Source organism: Sphingomonas albertensis, assembly GCF_014358075.1.
Classification (GTDB): Bacteria; Pseudomonadota; Alphaproteobacteria; order Sphingomonadales; family Sphingomonadaceae; genus Sphingomonas; species Sphingomonas albertensis.
In genome coordinates, this window is sequence record NZ_JACONT010000032.1 from 1 (window position 1) to 16535 (window position 16535).

Consider the following 16535-nt stretch of genomic DNA (forward strand, 5'->3'; position numbering starts at 1 on the left):
TCACTCCGCCGGAAAATCCGCCCCAAGGCTGTCCGCCTTATGCGCCTCGATCTCCTTCAACCGCCCGGCCATCTTCTCGACGACCGCATCATACCCCCAGGCCCCCAGCACCAGATGCCGCGGCGGGTTCGCCCCCTCGGTCAGCGCGATCATCGCCGCGCCGGCCCGCACCGGATCGCCGGCCTGCGTCCCGCTGATATCCCGCGTGCTGTCGAGCCGCTTGCCGGCCGTCTCCGCATAGTCCGCGATCTTCACGGGCGTCTGCTTCAGCGACCGCCCCGCCCAATCCGTCCGGAACGGCCCCGGCTCGACACACGTCACGGCAATCCCGAGCGGCTTCACCTCGGCGAGCAGCGCGTCGGAGAAGCCCTCCACCGCATGCTTCGACGCGGCGTAATATCCCGAGCCCGGGAACCCGACCAACCCGGCGACCGACGTGATGTTGATCACATGCCCGCTCTTCTGACCGCGCATGATCGGCAACACCGCCCGCGTAAGCGCGAACAGCCCGAACACGTTCGCATCGAACTGCGCGCGGATTTCGGAGTCCTCGCCCTCTTCGATCGACGCCTGATAGCCATAGCCCGCATTGTTCACGAGCACGTCGATCCGCCCGAACTTCGCCTGCGCATGCGCGACCGCATCTTCGATCTGAGCCTGATCGGTGACGTCGAGTGACACGGCGAGCGCACGATCCTCAACGCCCTCCGCGAGATCGGCCACCCGCCCCGCATCGCGCGCGGTAACCACCGCACGCCAACCGCGCGCGAGCACGAGCTTGGCGAGTTCGCGACCGAAACCGGTCGAGCAGCCGGAAATGAACCAGACGGGCGTGTCGGAGGCCATGAGACATCTTTCGTTAGGGGGTATGGGCAAAGAACGGCCGGGCCGCCCATTCGGGTCCGCTTTGATCGCAAGCCGCGGGATGCGCGCGCGTCGCGACCGGCTATACCGATCCAATGAGCACCGCCCCCGACACCGACACCGCCTGGACCGCGTTCGAAGCCCGCGACCGCGCGTGGGACGGCCGGTTCGTCGTCGGCGTCAAGACCACCGGCATCTACTGCAAGCCAAGCTGCCCCGCGCGCCACCCCAAGCGCGAGAACGTCACCTTCCACCCCGACCCAGCCAGCGCCCGCGCCGCCGGCTTCCGCGCCTGCCTGCGCTGCACGCCGGACGAAGTCGGTCGCGACCGTATCGCTGTCGCCGCCGCCATCGCATTGCTCGAAGCCGCCGAAGACCGCCTCTCGCTCGACGCGGTCGCAGCCAACGTCGGCTACGCGCCGCACCATTTCCACCGCCTGTTCAAGCGCGCTACCGGCGTCACGCCCGCCGCCTATGCCCGCGCGCTCCGCACCGGCCGTGCGGCAAACGCCCTATCGGAGGATTCGACCGTGACCGAAGCGATCTACGACGCCGGCTATTCCGCCCCGAGCCGATTCTACGAGGCGGACGCCAAACGGCTTGGCATGGCCCCCAGCGCCTGGGCACGCGGCGGCGAAGGCGTCACGATCCGCTGGGCGACTGCAGACACGAGCCTCGGCGCACTGTTCGTCGCCGCCACCGACCAGGGCCTGTGCCGCGTGTCGTTCGACGAGGATGCCGAAGACCTCCGCCGTCGCTTTCCCAACGCCACGATCGAACCGGGCGACGCAGCGCTAGCCAACCTAGCCGCGCAGGTCGTCGCCGCCGTCGAATCCCCCGATCGCGACCACGATCTCCCGCTGGATGTCCGCGGCACCGCGTTCCAGGAAGCCATCTGGCAGGCGTTGCGCACCATCCCGATCGGCGAAACCCGCACCTATAGCGAACTCGCCGCGCTCGCCGGCCGCCCCGCTGCGGTCCGCGCCGCCGGCACCGCGTGCGGGCAGAACCCGGTCTCGATCGTCATCCCCTGCCACCGTGCACAGCGGATCGGCGGCGCGCTCGGCGGCTATGCCTATGGGCTGGACCGCAAACGGGCGTTGATCGAACGCGAAAGGGGTTAGGCGTCACCCGGCCGGAGGCGTCTCGGCAACCCCGTCCTGTCCCGGTCCGAGCAACCGCAACGCCTCGGGGCCGATCTTGCCGGATTCCAGGATCGTGATCAGCCGCGCGGCAGGATTGTCCGCCGGCATATGCGGGTCGAAGGCGAGCGGACGCAAGGTCCGCTTGGCGTCCTCCGCATCGCCGTCGCGTATCTCCTGCGCGGCGACCTTGAACCGCAACTCGGGATCCTGCGGCACGAGTTCGAGCGCGCGCTTCACGCCATCGATCGCAATCTTGGTCGGCGGCGTACGTTCCGCGCCGAAGCTGTCATAATATAGCGACAACGCCTCGGCATCGTCGGGCGCGAGGCGGTTGGCCTTGACGACCCAGATCCGCGCTTTCTTCCACGCGTCGGCATCCTTGGTGGACGCGGCACTTGCCCGGCGAAGGTGAATCCTCGCCTTGTAGAGCAGCGCCTGCGCCATCTTAGGGTCGGCGGCGAGTGCGCGGTCCACGGCCGCTTCGGCATCGTCGTCCTGAACCGCGTCATACGCCATCTCGGCGAACCAGCCCTGCGCCACGGGATCGGTCGGATAGGTCGCCGCGATCGCCTTGGCCCGCGTGTAGATCGGTTGCGCCGTCTTGTTGTTCACGCCGCGCTCGGACTCCATGCGAAGGGCCATCAACGCTTCGGCGCCCGCACTCACGGGTTCGACGGTGATCTTCGGATCGGGGAGGCGCGAATAGGCGATCTTGATGCCGGGGATCCTCGATTGCGCGAGATAGGCATCGAGCGACCGATCGAGCGCGCGCAGATCGCCGAACGCGGCCCGTGCCGCCGTGACGCTGGGCACGCCTGTGTTCAACGCATCGAGATAGCGCCGGAACGTCGCGCCGCGTGCCGGATCGAACATGATATAGTGCGTCAGCAGCCAGCCGCGTGCGTAGAGCGAGCCACGCTCCTCGTCTGACAACCGGCGCGATCCGGTATCGAACAGGCGCTCGGCCGACAGTCCACGCGTATTGAACAGGCTGTATGCCCGGTGCTGCGCCGCCACGCCGACCATGACGCCGTCCTTTTCGAACCGTGCGGTCGAGACGAACTCGGCATAGCCTTCGGAGAACCAGGCGGGATAGGCGGCGGCGAACGTGCCGAGCAGGAAATGATGCGCGTATTCGTGAAACAGCACGATCTGCGGCTGCAAATCGCCATCCCCGCCGCCGGAGCGGGGCGTGAAGGCGATCGATCCGCTCACGCGCGGCACATAGAACCCGGCGACGTTGGCACTGCCCTTGCCCATCAACTTGCGGACATCGCTCGCCGTGTTGACGACATAGACGGTCACCCGGTTCGTGCCCGGTTCGGCGGGCGGGGTGTTGGCACGGTGCAGGATACGCATCACGCCATCGAACTGTTCGAGTTGCGTCGCGGTCTTGCGCAATGCCGCCTCGCCGACGCTCGAATAGACGACGAAATGGTCGGAGGTGGCCCGCAACCACTTGGCCTCCGACGCGGCCGAGACGCAGGCCGCACTCGTCGCTGCGAGCACCGCGATACCGCGAACCCATCCCGAAACACGCATCGTCACGCCCCTTTGCCGAGCGTCATGCCGACGCTTCGTTCTTTGGCGCAACCGAGCAGATTCCGGGGCGGTAATCTATCCGTTCCGTCCGATGCCGATCATTTTGCCGATTTGCAGGAATAGACGAGCTTTTCGTTCGGCAGCGGTGGCAACACCGCGCGGATCGCCGCCTGTTGACCCGCGAGCCGACCCAGCGCGGCGTCGTCCATGTTGCAGACGTTCGGCACGACACCCCGCGCGGTCCGCGCGGCGGTCATCCCCGCCGCCGACAGCAGATAGCGCGTGTTCGAATAGATCCGCGTTGCCGGATCGAACGACAGGACGGAGACGGTCTGCTCGTCGTCGGGCACGAGCACGCGGTCGAAGCGGCCGCCCCCATTGCTGTTTTGCGCGCCGACATATTGCGTCTTGCCGTTCACGCAGCCCTTCGCACCCCAGTCGATCGGCACGTCCTCGCTGGACGAGATCGTGATCCGGCTGCGTTCGGGGATCAGCGTGCAGATCAGCTTGCCGAGCGCGGCGTCGGGCGTCGAGATGCGGGTCTTCGGGAGCGCCGACAGGGGGACGTCGACCTCGCCCGAGGGTCGCAGCACGAACACGATGATGGCGACCAGCACGCTGACGCCGCCGACCGACACCGCCCAGATCGCCTGCCGCCGCTGGCCCCGCGATTCGAGCAGCCCGGCGCTGCCGATCACGAGCGCCCCCGCCACCAGCAGCAGCCCGGCGATCGCCATCACGTTCTCGCGACTGCGCGACGCCTCGGTCCGTGCTTTCTCCAGCGCCACCTCGCGGGTCATCGCATCCTGTGTGGCGGCGTCGCGCTTGGCTGACGCAGCATCCGCGGTCGCCCGCGCATCCGCGTCGGCGTCCTGCCGCAAGCGATCCTCGATCGAGCTACATCCCGTCCCGATCGACGCATAGGGCTGTTTCGCCTCGCGCAGGAACCCGGCCAGCTCCGTATCCGCGATCGCGAACCCGAACGTCGAGTCGCCCTCCTCCCCACGCGTGATGGCAGAATTCACCCCGATCACCCGCCCGCAGCGATCGAGCAGAGGACCACCCGAATTACCACGCGCAATACTCGCCGTATGCAGCAAAACCTCCACACCGCTCAGCACGCGGCGGCCCGAAAGCACGCCCTCCGACCGCACCGGCGTCATCGGCCGGATATAGTCCGCCGCCGACCGTGCCGTCGCCAGGTCGACGTTGCCGGGGAAGCCGAGCGACACCACAGCATCGCCCTCGCTCATCGGGCCGGTATAGAGCGGGCTCGGCGGCAGGCGTGCGCCGGTGAACTCGATCAGCGCCAGGTCGCGCTGCGAATCATATGCGATCACCTTGCCCTGATAGGATTTGTCGCCCTCGGTCGGCACGATGCCGACGACCACGTTGTCGGGATAGCGTTCGGCGAGATCGACGACGTGCGCGTTGGTGACGATCCGGTTGGGTGCGATCGCAAAGCCGCTGCCGTGCCCGAACCCGACCACCTGATCGTCGACCACCGCGATCGTCACGACGCGCACCACGCCGCGACCGGCGGCGGCGATGTCGTCGGCCGACGCGGAACTGGCCAACCCGAAAGTCAGCGCGAGGAGGAGCAGCAGGCGGGTCATGCACCAGCCTTCGGGGAGTTCGCGGCGGCGATCAACCCTAGGCTCTTATCGGAAGACTCCTGCCAATCCGGTTTGGTTAGCGAATTATCAAGTCTTGGTGCCTAACCCATTGGGCAATCATCCAGGGATTTGGGCATGAGCGCATTCGGGCGTCGTAATGGCATCAGCGGGGGGCAAGCGGCCCGGCCCGCATTCGGCGTCGCACGGCCTATGCAAGGCGGCCCCATGCAAGGGGGCAACCCCGCGCCGCGTCCCGAACCCGAGGGCGGTTCTCAGTTTCCGCCGATCGACTCGTTGCCGATGCCGGGCGAGACCGACGGTTTCGGCCCCGGCACGATGCCCGGCGCGCAGATGGACGCGATGCAGCGCCTGTCGGACAGACAGAATGCCAGTGGTGAGGCCGGCAACAGCCGCGTCGAGGGCTTCGAACAGTCGATCCACAAGATCAAGGAACAGGTCCTCCCGCGCCTGCTCGAACGCGTCGATCCGGAGGCGGCGGCGACGCTCGGCAAGGACGAACTCGCCGAGGAATTTCGCCCGATCATCGGCGAAGTGCTCGCCGAGCTGAAGCTGACGCTCAACCGCCGCGAACAGTTCGCGCTGGAGAAGGTGCTGGTCGACGAACTGCTCGGGCTCGGGCCGTTGGAGGAGCTGCTGGCGGATCCGAACATCACCGACATCATGGTGAACGGGCCGGAGCAGACCTATGTCGAGCGCAAGGGCAAGCTCGAACTCGCGCCGATCCAGTTCCGCGACGAGGAGCATCTGTTCCAGATCGCGCAGCGGATCGTGAACTCGGTCGGGCGTCGCGTCGACCAGACCTCGCCGCTCGCCGATGCGCGCTTGAAGGATGGGTCTCGCGTCAACGTGATCGTGCCCCCGCTGAGCTTGCGCGGCACCGCGATCTCGATCCGTAAGTTTTCGGCCAAACCGATCACGCTCGACATGATGGCGGGGTTTGGCTCGATGTCGCCGAAGATGGCGACCGCGCTCAAGATCGCGGGGGCGTCGCGGTTCAACGTCGTCATTTCCGGCGGTACGGGCTCGGGCAAGACGACGATGCTCAACGCGTTGTCGAAGATGATCGACCCCGGCGAGCGCGTGCTGACGATCGAGGACGCCGCCGAGCTTCGCCTGCAACAGCCGCACTGGCTCCCGCTCGAAACGCGGCCGGCCAACCTGGAGGGCCAGGGCGAGATCTCGATCCGCGATCTCGTCAAGAACGCGCTGCGCATGCGGCCGGACCGGATCATCCTGGGCGAAATTCGTGGCTCCGAGTGTTTCGACATGCTCGCGGCCATGAATACCGGTCACGACGGATCGATGTGCACGCTCCACGCCAACTCCCCGCGCGAGGCGCTCGCGCGTATGGAGAACATGGTGATGATGTCCGACATCAAGGTGCCGAAGGAAGCGATCTCGCGGCAGATCGCGGACTCGGTCGAGTTGATCATCCAGGTGAAACGCCTGCGCGACGGCTCGCGCCGGGTGACCAACATCACCGAGGTGATCGGCATGGAGGGCCCGGTGATCGTCACGCAGGAGCTGTTCAAGTTCGAGTATATGGACGAGTCGGCGGACGGGAAGATCCTAGGGGAATACCGGTCGATGGGGCTCAGACCGTATACGCTGGAGAAGGCGAAGCAGTTCGGGTTCGATCAGGCGTATCTGGAGGCGTGCCTGTAGGGGGCGTTTGCTCATTGAGCTCCACCATACCGAATACCGCCACCCCGGCGGAGGCCGGGGCCCAGTTGGAAAGGTCGCAGTAACGGAGCGCCGTCCGCAGTTGGCGACGTCTCCCAATTGGGCGTCGGCCTCCACCGGGGTGGTGGGCCTTGCAAGCGTTTGCGTGATTGTCGCGGGCGCGACAGGGGCAGTGAGCGGTTGGTGGTTAGCGCGCTGATCCCGTTATGCTTGCCCGCCAACCGTTCCCTCGAGGAAGCGGGTGTCCAGGAGCCACGACCGCGACCCCCCGCGACCCTGCAGGCATGGGTGCGGGTCCCTGGGGATCGACACGACGGGCATCGGATCGGGGGGGCATCGGATCGGGGGGCATCGGATCGTGCTATTCCTCCTGGGCGGGCCCCTCGTGCTGGCCCGCCGGTGCGGGCGCTCGCGCTGCCCGCCGAAGAGGCGGTGAGCGACGACCTTTGTTTGCTGGCCCCCTTCCCGCGTCAAACTCCCGTATCGGGGAAGATCGCAGGCGACCTTCGTCGGGTCTCGGGCCCGGTTCGGCGACGCGCCGGCTTGTACCGCCCCCGCGACCCGCTAGGGACCACCGCACATGCGCCGTGCCCTTTTCGTCCTCGTCCCGCTGATCGCGGTCCTGTTCGTTTCCGCGCGCGAGCCTGCGCCTGCACCGGCGCCAGCGGATTCCGCCGCCAATTCCAACGGCGTCTCTCCTGCCGCGCGCGACCGCGGCGTCTATCATCTCGCGACCGACGCCGAGGCCCGCTGGATCCCGTTCGACCTGACGCCCGGCAACCAGATCCGCTTCACGATGCAGATCGACGGCCGCGACGTCACCGCGATTCTCGATACCGGCGTCAGCTATACGTTGCTCGCCAAGGCCTCCCCCGCGGTCGACACCGCCAAGCTGGTCGCCGGCGGCAGCGCGACCGCGATCGGCGGATCGGTCGCCTTAGGCTGGATGCCGACCCGCAGCGTCGCGCTTGGCGGTCTCGCGCGGACCGGCGGCGGCGTGACGGTCGCCGACCTGCCCGCGATCGCCACCGGCAGCGCGTCCGCGGTCGACCTGCTGGTCGGCGCCGACATGCTCGCCGGCCATGCGCTCGACATCGACTATGCCGCCAAGCGCTTCCGCCTGATCCGCTCGGGCCGCCTCCCGTTCAAGGGCGAGACCGCACCCTTGCGTGTCTCCACCGAACGCAGCGTCTACGAAAGCGCGCTCACGCTGGGCAACCGGCGGCTCGCGCCCGTCGTCGTCGATACCGGCGACGGGTCCTCGGTCACCGTCACTGCCGCCGGCTGGCAGGCGGCCGGTCTGAAAGACGTGCGCGTCACTACCGCAATCGCGTTCGGGCTCGCGGGACCAGCGGTAAGCGGCCTCGCGATCGTCCCCGATCTCCGCGTTGGCACGATGACCGCGCGTTCCACCGAAGTCCGGATCGAACCCGCAGGCGGCTTCTCGCAGGCGATCGGCACCGCCGGCAGGATCGGATCCGGCTTCTTACAGAATTACCGCGTGCTGCTCGATCCCGGCGCGCGCCGCATGGTACTCAGCCGCGGCCCGAAGGCCGACACGCCGCCGCTCCGCTCGACCAGCGGGCTGCTCGTCGGTGCCGAACCGGATCGGCTGAAAGTCCTGCACGTCATGCGCGGCGGCCCCGCGGAAGCCTCGGGCTGGAAGGATGGCGACATGATCTGCGCGATCGACGGCGTACCGATCCCGGCCGACTATCCCACGAGCCCGCTTACGTCATGGTCGGCCGGCGCCCCCGGCCGCGTCGTCACGCTAGGCCTGTGCGACGGAACGACGCGGCCCCTGACGCTCAAGACCTTCTACTGATGACGCGCCATCGCTGGTCGGGTGCGCTCGTCCTGCTGCTCGTCGCCTTCGCGATCCGCGGCCCGTTCTTCGGCAACCCGGTGATCCATAGCGACGAGCAATTCTACCTGCTGGTCGGCGATCGCCTGCTGCAGGGCGCATGGCCGTTCGTCGATATCTTCGATCGCAAGCCGGTCGGGCTGTTTCTGATCTTCGCCGCTATCCGCAGCGTCGGCGGCGACGGCGTGCTGATGTACCAACTCGCCGCGACGCTGGTCGCCGCGGGCACCGCATGGCTCGTCGGTCGGATCGTCGACCGCCTCTCCCCCAACAGCGCCAGCCCGATCGCAAGCCTGGGCGCGGGGGTGATCTATCTCGTCTGGATCATCGTGTTCGACGGTGCGGGCGGACAATCGGCGATATGGGGCAACGCCCTGATGGCGGCGGCGGCGCTGCTGGTGCTCGATACGACGCGCGACCAGCGGCATATCAGCCTGCGCGGCGCAGGGGCGATGCTGCTGATCGGCATCGCGATGCAGATCAAGTACACCGCCATGTTCGAGGGAATCTTCTTCGGTCTGACGCTGCTGTTGACCGCACACCGCGATGGCCGATCGATCGGCCGGCTGGCCGCCGACGCCGGCCTGTGGATCGGCGCCGCGCTGCTGCCGACCGCGCTCGCCTGGGCCGTCTATGCCGCCGCCGGCCACGGCGATGCCTTCGTCTTCGCCAATTTCCTTTCGATCTTCGGCCAGCAGGACGACGACACGCTCTGGTCCAATATCCTGAAGCTGATCGGCGGCATCGGCCTGAGCTTGCCGCTCGGCTGGCTGGCGTGGCGCGGCCGACGCGCCGGCGGCTTCGCGCTCGGATGGGTCGCCGCCGCGGTGATCGCGATCCTGATCATGCACACGTTCGAGCTGCTCTACATGCTGCCACTCGCGCTGCCGCTGTCGGTCGCCGCCGGCACGGGACTTGCCGGGCCGACCGTCCGCACGACCATATTTCGCCTTGCCGCCATACTCGTGTTCGGCGCGCTCGCCGCGACCATCCTGACGAGCGTCCGCGTCGGACGGCGCGGCAACGCACGGCAGATCGCCCAACTCGTCCAGCTGATCGGCCAGCAACCGCGCGGCTGCATGTTCGCCTATGGCAGCGAACCGATCCTCTACTTCCTCACCCGATCCTGCCTGCCGACGCCCTATATCTTCCGCAGCCATCTGGGCCAGACGACCGAGTCGCATGGGACGGGGATCGATCCGGTCGCCGAAGTCACGCGGTTGCTCGCGGCCCGTCCGGGCGTGATCGTCGTGCGCGCGCCCAAACCCAGCACGAACCTCGCGGCCCAGGCGCTGGTCGTTCGCGCGATCGCCGCGCGCTATAGGCTGGTCGGCTCGGTGAAGATCGGCCAGTTGCCCCAGAGCGTCTATCGCCTGCGGACCGACGCTCGCCGCTGACGGCGCTGGGGGCTCAGGTCTTGAACGCCAGCCCGACCGTGACGGCCAATGCGATCAGCGCGAGTACCTGCACGGTCGGCCAGTCTACCCAGCCGACCGAATCCGGATCGCGCCGCCGTCGCCGGCGTCGCTCGCCGAGCCCGGCGACGACCGCCAGCGCGGCCAAGCCGCCGCTCGCACTCCACAACACCGGCCCCATCGTTCAGCCCGATCCGTCAGCCGAGCTTCTCGACCTTTTCCTGCAATTTGGCGAGTTCGGTGCGCAGGGCCGCGATCTCGTCGTCCTTGCTGGCGGCGGGTGCGGGCGTGGCCGGGTTTATCGCCTGCGCGGCGACGTCGAACATCGCGAGATTGCGCTTGGCGAGATCGGCGAACGGCGAGTTCGCGAACGCACCCTCGACCGCGGACTTGAACTGATCGTGGTTGCGACGAAAGCTGTCCATCGACGCCTCGAGATAGCCCGGCACCATTGTCTGCATCGAGTCGCCGTACATCGAGATCAGCTGGCGCAGGAAGTTCACCGGCATCATCGTCTCGCCGCGGCTCTCCTCCTCCATGATGATCTGGGTGAGGACGTTGTGCGTGATGTCCTCATCCGTCTTCGCGTCGACCACCTTGAAGTCGCGGCCCTCGCGGGTCATCGTCGCGAGATGGTCGAGCGTGATGTAGGATGAAGTCTCGGTGTTATAGAGCCGCCGATTGGCGTATTTCTTGATGATGACGATTCCGTCGGCAGCCGGTTGCTTCTTCATGGATCCCCCGTCTTATGTTTGAAACGGAGGCTACAGTCTTTGATGACGCACCGCAACAAGGTCCGAGGCCCTTACCCTTGTTCCTCAGCGTGCTGCGCAGCGAAACCGCGGCATCGCCCGAACGGATGGCCCGCGCACTAGCCGGATTGCGCGCGTATCAGGGTGCGCCGCGAGAGAAGCGCCCCGATCCGATGCCTGCGGTTCACCGTGCGGGGCGGGTGTCGTTGCGCGACTATGGCTGCGGTGGACGACCCGTGGTGTTCGTCCCATCGCTCATAAATCCGCCCGATATCCTCGATCATTCGCCCGAGTCTTCGCTGTTGCGGTGGATCGCGGCGCAGGGATTCCATGCGTGGCTGGTCGACTGGGGATCGCCCGGCAGCGCCGACCGCGACCTCGATCTGGCGGCGCATGTCGAGCGGCTGCTAGTGCCGTTGCTACGGGCGCTGGACGAACCGCCGGTGCTGGTCGGCTATTGCCTCGGCGGCACGCTCGCGCTCGGTGCAGCTGCGATCACCCCCGTTGCGGGGGTCGCGACGATCGCCGCGCCGTGGCACTTCGCGGGCTATGGCGAGGGTCGGTCCGCGCTTGCCGCCACCTGGGCAGCAGTCCAGCCCGCCGCGGCGATGCTCGGCGTGCTGCCGATGGAAGTCCTGCAAGCCGGATTCTGGCAACTCGACCCGGCACGGACCATCGCCAAATACGAAACGTTCGCCGACGTCCCCCCCGACAGCGACCAATCGCGCGCGTTCGTCAGGCTCGAGGACTGGGCCAACGCCGGCGCCCCCCTCCCCTACGCCGCCGCCGCGTCGCTGTTCGAGGACTGCATCGCCAACGACCTCCCCGGCAAAGGGCGGTGGGTCATCGCCGGTACCGTGGTCGCCCCGCTCGCGCTCGCTTGCCCCAAGGTCGAGTTCGTCTCGCTCAGCGACCGCATCGTCCCCGCCGCCACCGCGATCGGCCTCGCCGACCGCCGCGACCTCGGCGCCGGCCATGTCGGCATGATCGTCGGGCGCAGCGCGCGTCCGCGCTTGTGGGAACCGCTAGTCAACTGGATCGCCGGGCTTGCCTGACCTACATGGGGTCCAACCATAGAGGACCCTGACATGACCGATCTCAACCCGAACGACGTCGTCATCACCGCCGCCAAGCGCACCCCCGTTGGCAGCTTCCTCGGCGCGTTTGCCACCACGCCCGCGCACGAACTCGGCCGCATCGCAATCGAAGCCGCGCTCGAACAGGCGGGCGTCGCCGGCGAAGACGTCTCCGAAGTCATCCTCGGCCAGGTCCTCACCGCCGCCCAGGGTCAGAACCCCGCGCGCCAGGCGTCGATGGCAGCCGGCGTGCCGAAGGAAATCCCCGCCTGGGGCGTCAACCAGGTCTGCGGCTCGGGACTCCGGGCGGTCGCACTCGCAGCCCAGGCGATCCAGACCGGCGACGCGACCATCGTCGTCGCCGGCGGGCAGGAGTCGATGTCGCTGTCCGCGCACGCGCAATCGATCCGCGGCGGCCAGAAAATGGGCAATCTCAGCCTCGTCGACACGATGGTTAGCGACGGCCTGACCGACGTCTTCAACGGCTATCACATGGGCATCACCGCCGAGAACCTCGCCGAGCAATACCAGGTCACGCGCGGCGAACAGGACGCCTTCTCGGTCGCCTCGCAGAACAAAGCCGAGGCCGCGCGCGCCTCCGGCCGCTTCAAGGACGAGATCGCACCGGTCACGATCAAGGGCCGCAAGGGCGACACCGTCGTCGCCGACGATGAATACATCCGCGCCGGCGCAACGATCGAAAGCGTCTCGGGCGTGAAGCCGGCATTCAAGAAGGACGGCACGGTCACCGCGGCGAACGCGAGCGGCCTTAACGACGGCGCCGCCGCGCTGGTGATGATGCGCCGCGACGAAGCCGAACGCCGCGGCTCGCCGATCCTCGCGACGATCAAGAGCTGGGCGTCGGCCGGCGTCGACCCGTCGGTGATGGGCATCGGCCCTGTCCCAGCGACCAAGCGCGCGCTGGAGAAGGCCGGCTGGACGCTCGCCGATCTCGACCTGATCGAAGCCAACGAAGCCTTCGCCGCGCAGGCGCTGTCGGTCGGCAAGGAACTCGGCTGGGACGCGAGCAAGGTCAACGTCAACGGCGGCGCGATCGCGATCGGCCACCCAATCGGCGCGAGCGGCGCGCGCGTCCTGACGACGCTGATCTACGAGATGCAGAAGCGCGACGCGAAGAAGGGTCTGGCGACGCTGTGCATCGGCGGCGGCATGGGGATCGCGATGTGTCTGGAACGGTAACCCATGTTAAGTCACGGGATTATAATAACTATAGCAGCAAGCTTGTCGAATTGTGACGATTTTGTCACGTTGAGTAACAATCCGATACCCAGAGGTGCACGGACCTGAACGCAGGCTTGCCAGTCGCCGCCATTAACGGCTGTATATACCCCATAACGGCAAAATTGCCGATAACGGGGGACTGTAATTGTCTAGAACACGGGACTTTCTATCCGCGACGATCCTGGCAACCGGCGCGGTAATGCTGCCGGCGGTGGCCTTTGCGCAGACTGCGCCTTCGGCCACTGACGGCACGGTCATGGAGACGGGCACGCAAGTCGCAGCAGAAGCCGCCGCTGCGTCTGAAAACGATGCGATCGTCGTGACCGGGTCGCGCATTGCCCGTCCGAACCTCGATTCGCCCTCGCCGATCACCTCCCTCAGCATCCAGGAGCTGACGCAGACCGGCGAAGTCTCGCTTGGCGATACGCTGAACAAGCTGCCGTCGCTGCGGGCGACGTTCAGCGGATCGAACTCGACGCGCTTCATCGGCACGGCCGGTATCAACGCTCTCGATCTGCGCGGCCTGGGTACCAACCGGACGCTCGTGCTGGTCAACGGCCGCCGTCACGTGACCTCGACTCCTGGTGAGAGCCGTGTCGACGTCAACACGATTCCGGTCGACCTGACCGAGCGCGTCGACGTCGTGACCGGCGGCAACTCGGCAGTCTATGGTTCCGATGCCGTCGCAGGCGCCGTGAACTTCGTCCTGAAGCGTGACTTTGAAGGCCTGCGTCTTCGTGGCCAGAGCGGTGTCACGTCGCGCGGCGATCGCCCTTCGTATTTCGGCAGCCTGACGGGCGGCAAGAACTTCGGGGAAGGTCGCGGCAACATTGCCGCATCGGTCGAATACAGTGAATCGGACGCGCTCTATTTCACCGATCGCAGCCGCTATAGCACGACCGGCCGTCGCCAGTTCAACCTGACCGAGAACGTATTGAACGAGCCGGGTATCGGCAACGGCGTTCCCGATACGACCTTCCTGACCAACGTCCGCAACATCGCCATTTCGGAAGGCGGCGCTATCACGTCGGCATGCCCGGCCGCTGTGGCCGGCAACGCTGCCGTCGCTGCCCGCCGTGCCTTCAACTGCACCGGCGAGAACAGCAACACGGGCGCCCCGCTGGGTCGCGTGTTCGTGTTCGACAATTCGGGCAACCTCGTGCCGAACAACGTCGTAAAGGACTTCCGTCCGTTCGGTTCGGGCAATGCGATCGGTGGCCTCGGGTCCTCGCAACGCCTGACCGGTCAGTTGCAGCCGGGCATAAAGCGCTATTCGGCAAACCTACTGGCGCATTACGACGTCTCGGACGCGTTCCGTCCGTTCGTCGAGGCAAAATATGTCCGCGTCGACGCGATCCAGGAAGGCCAGCCGACCTTCCTGCAGGGCACGCTGCCCGCGATCTACAACGTCAACAATCCGTTCCTGAATGCCCAAGCCCGCTCGGTGCTCGCCCAGACGCTGGCACCCGGCGCGACGACGTTCCAGGCGCAGCGCATCAACGTCGACTTCGGTGCGCGTGGCGAAAACCATCGCCGCGAAACCTATCGTATCGTTGCGGGCGTCGAGGGCACGTTCAACAGCGACTGGCGCTATGAGGTCGCGTTCAACTACGGTCACCTCGATACGTTCTACGCGACCCAGGGCAACGTAAACATCCAGAAGTTCAGGAACTCGCAGGATGCGGTCCGCAACGCTGGTGGCAACATCGTCTGCGGCATCAACGCCGACGCGAGCACGGCCAATGACGACGCAAGCTGCGTTCCCGTCAACCTGTTCGGTCAGGGTGCACCGAGCGCCTCGGCGCTGAACTATTTCGTCGTGAACTCGACCCGCCGCCAGAAGGCCGACCAGTATGACGCGACCGCGTTCGTATCGGGCGATCTTTCGCAGCTGTTCGAACTGCCGGGCGGCCCGATCGCGTTCTCGATCGGTGGCGAATATCGTCGCGAGACGTCCTATTCGGCATTCGACGACGTGACGCGGAGCGGTGCGACTTTCCTGAACGCCATTCCGATCTTCGACCCGCCAGCGCAGGTCGTGAAGGAAGCGTACGGCGAAATTCGCATTCCGCTGCTCAAGGACGTGCCGTTCTTCCAGGAACTGACGATCGATGGTGCCGGCCGCGTTTCGGACTACAACATCGGTGCAACCGGCACGGTGTATTCGTACAACGCCGGCCTGACCTGGTCGCCAGTCCGCGACATCCGCGTTCGCGGCAGCTATGCCCGCTCGGTTCGGGCACCGACGCAGGGGGATCTGTTCTCGGCACCGAGCCAGACCTTCCTCAACGGCCTGGTCGATCCCTGCAGCCAGAACAATATCCGCAACGGGCCGAACCGTGCGGCTAACTGCGCAGCCGCAGGCGTTCCGACGACCCAGACGTTCAATGGCATCACGGAGCCGTTCACCAACGTTCCGACCTCCGGCATCAGCGGTCTGAACGGCAGCAATCCCAATCTGCGCGAGGAAACCGCAGACAGCTTTACTGGCGGTCTCATCCTGCAGCCCAGCATGATCCCGGGCCTTACGCTGTCGGTCGACTACTACAACATCAAGATCACCAACGTGATCTTCGCGCTGGCGCCACAGACGATCATCAACCAGTGCTACGACAGCCCAAGCGGTATCAACAACCAGTATTGCGCGGCATTGACGCGTAACCCCAACGGCACCTTCGCCGGGCAGACCGGTGTCACCAATGGTGGCGCGCAGATCTCATTCCCCGCGACCGGACAGTCGTTCCTGTCGGGTCCATTCAACTTTGCTAAGCAGAAGACATCCGGTGTCGATGCCGATCTGAGCTACAGCCATAATGTTGGCGGCGCGAAGGTAACGTTGCGTGGTATCGTCAGTTACCTGATCAACCGCGACAACTATACGGACATCAACACCCCAAGCTTCATCGACCAGCAGAAGTTCGAAGTCGGGGATCCGGAATGGTCGGGTTCGTTCACGGCAAATGTCGACTTCGGCGTGTTCGACCTGAACTACAACTTCCGTTACGTCGGCAAGCAGACGGTCGCTGTCGAGTATGAGACGCAGAACTCGGTCCAGGGTCGCCCGGCCCGCGATCCCGATGCGTTCCCGTTCACCTTCTATCCGGACGTGACCTACCACAACCTCCGCGTCGGCGCGGACGTCACGGACAAGTTCCGCTTCTATGCCGGCATGGACAACGTGTTCGATCGCCAGCCACCCTACGACATCACTGGCACTACCGGTGCGCAGGGCATCTACGAGAATGTCGGCCGCTTCATGTACGCAGGCTTCGAAGCCAAGTTCTGATCCAGCGATCTACCAACTGAAAAAGGCCG

12 protein-coding genes are annotated in these 16535 nt (G+C 66.3%); 7 read left to right on the top strand and 5 right to left on the bottom strand.

From position 1 onward, the window contains the following. Positions 1-846: an oxidoreductase gene (locus tag H8S47_RS13860; protein ID WP_187504421.1), complete on the bottom strand. Its 846-nt coding sequence runs from the start codon at positions 844-846 to the stop codon at positions 1-3. Between the two features lie 113 nt (positions 847-959). On the opposite strand from H8S47_RS13860, the gene ada reads away from it, so the two are divergent. Continuing rightward, on the top strand, positions 960-1988 hold the full coding sequence (gene ada, locus H8S47_RS13865) for a bifunctional DNA-binding transcriptional regulator/O6-methylguanine-DNA methyltransferase Ada (RefSeq protein WP_187504422.1): 1029 nt from the start codon (positions 960-962) through the stop codon (positions 1986-1988). 3 nt (positions 1989-1991) lie between these two features. On the opposite strand, the gene H8S47_RS13870 is transcribed toward ada, so the two are convergent. Together H8S47_RS13870 and H8S47_RS13875 are read right to left on the bottom strand one after the other, a co-directional pair. Next, positions 1992-3551 (bottom strand): tetratricopeptide repeat protein, encoded by a 1560-nt coding sequence (locus tag H8S47_RS13870; RefSeq protein WP_187504423.1) that lies wholly within the window; start codon positions 3549-3551, stop codon positions 1992-1994. A gap of 98 nt (positions 3552-3649) precedes the next feature. After that, on the bottom strand, positions 3650-5167 hold the full coding sequence (locus H8S47_RS13875; protein WP_187504424.1) for a S1C family serine protease: 1518 nt from the start codon (positions 5165-5167) through the stop codon (positions 3650-3652). A 135-nt stretch (positions 5168-5302) separates the two neighbouring features. On the opposite strand from H8S47_RS13875, the gene H8S47_RS13880 reads away from it, so the two are divergent. The 3 genes from H8S47_RS13880 (at position 5303) to H8S47_RS13890 (ending at position 10132) form a co-directional block, all read left to right on the top strand. Next, positions 5303-6853: a CpaF family protein gene (locus H8S47_RS13880; RefSeq protein WP_187504425.1), complete on the top strand. Its 1551-nt coding sequence runs from the start codon at positions 5303-5305 to the stop codon at positions 6851-6853. Between the two features lie 598 nt (positions 6854-7451). Next, on the top strand, positions 7452-8696 hold the full coding sequence (locus tag H8S47_RS13885) for a hypothetical protein (RefSeq protein WP_187504426.1): 1245 nt from the start codon (positions 7452-7454) through the stop codon (positions 8694-8696). Then, positions 8696-10132, top strand: coding sequence for a hypothetical protein (locus tag H8S47_RS13890; protein ID WP_187504427.1), 1437 nt, complete (start codon positions 8696-8698; stop codon positions 10130-10132). Before H8S47_RS13885 ends, H8S47_RS13890 begins: the two co-directional genes overlap by 1 nt. A gap of 13 nt (positions 10133-10145) precedes the next feature. Here the strand turns inward: H8S47_RS13890 and H8S47_RS13895 are convergent, their stop codons facing one another. Next, positions 10146-10331 carry a hypothetical protein gene (locus tag H8S47_RS13895; RefSeq protein ID WP_187504428.1) on the bottom strand — a complete coding sequence of 62 codons (186 nt, stop codon included), beginning with the start codon at positions 10329-10331 and terminating at the stop codon, positions 10146-10148. A 16-nt stretch (positions 10332-10347) separates the two neighbouring features. Further along, complete coding sequence (phaR, locus tag H8S47_RS13900; protein WP_187504429.1) at positions 10348-10884, bottom strand: polyhydroxyalkanoate synthesis repressor PhaR; 537 nt, start codon at positions 10882-10884, stop codon at positions 10348-10350. 77 nt (positions 10885-10961) lie between these two features. Between phaR and H8S47_RS13905 the strand changes: the two genes are divergently transcribed. From H8S47_RS13905 to H8S47_RS13915, 3 genes are all read left to right on the top strand, one after another. Further along, entirely contained in the window at positions 10962-11957 is a 996-nt protein-coding gene (locus tag H8S47_RS13905; RefSeq protein ID WP_235982898.1) for an alpha/beta fold hydrolase, read from the top strand. 33 nt (positions 11958-11990) lie between these two features. Further along, entirely contained in the window at positions 11991-13178 is a 1188-nt protein-coding gene (locus H8S47_RS13910) for an acetyl-CoA C-acetyltransferase (protein ID WP_187504431.1), read from the top strand. A gap of 187 nt (positions 13179-13365) precedes the next feature. Further along, positions 13366-16506: a TonB-dependent receptor domain-containing protein gene (locus tag H8S47_RS13915; RefSeq protein WP_187504432.1), complete on the top strand. Its 3141-nt coding sequence runs from the start codon at positions 13366-13368 to the stop codon at positions 16504-16506. Positions 16507-16535 lie beyond the last annotated feature (29 nt).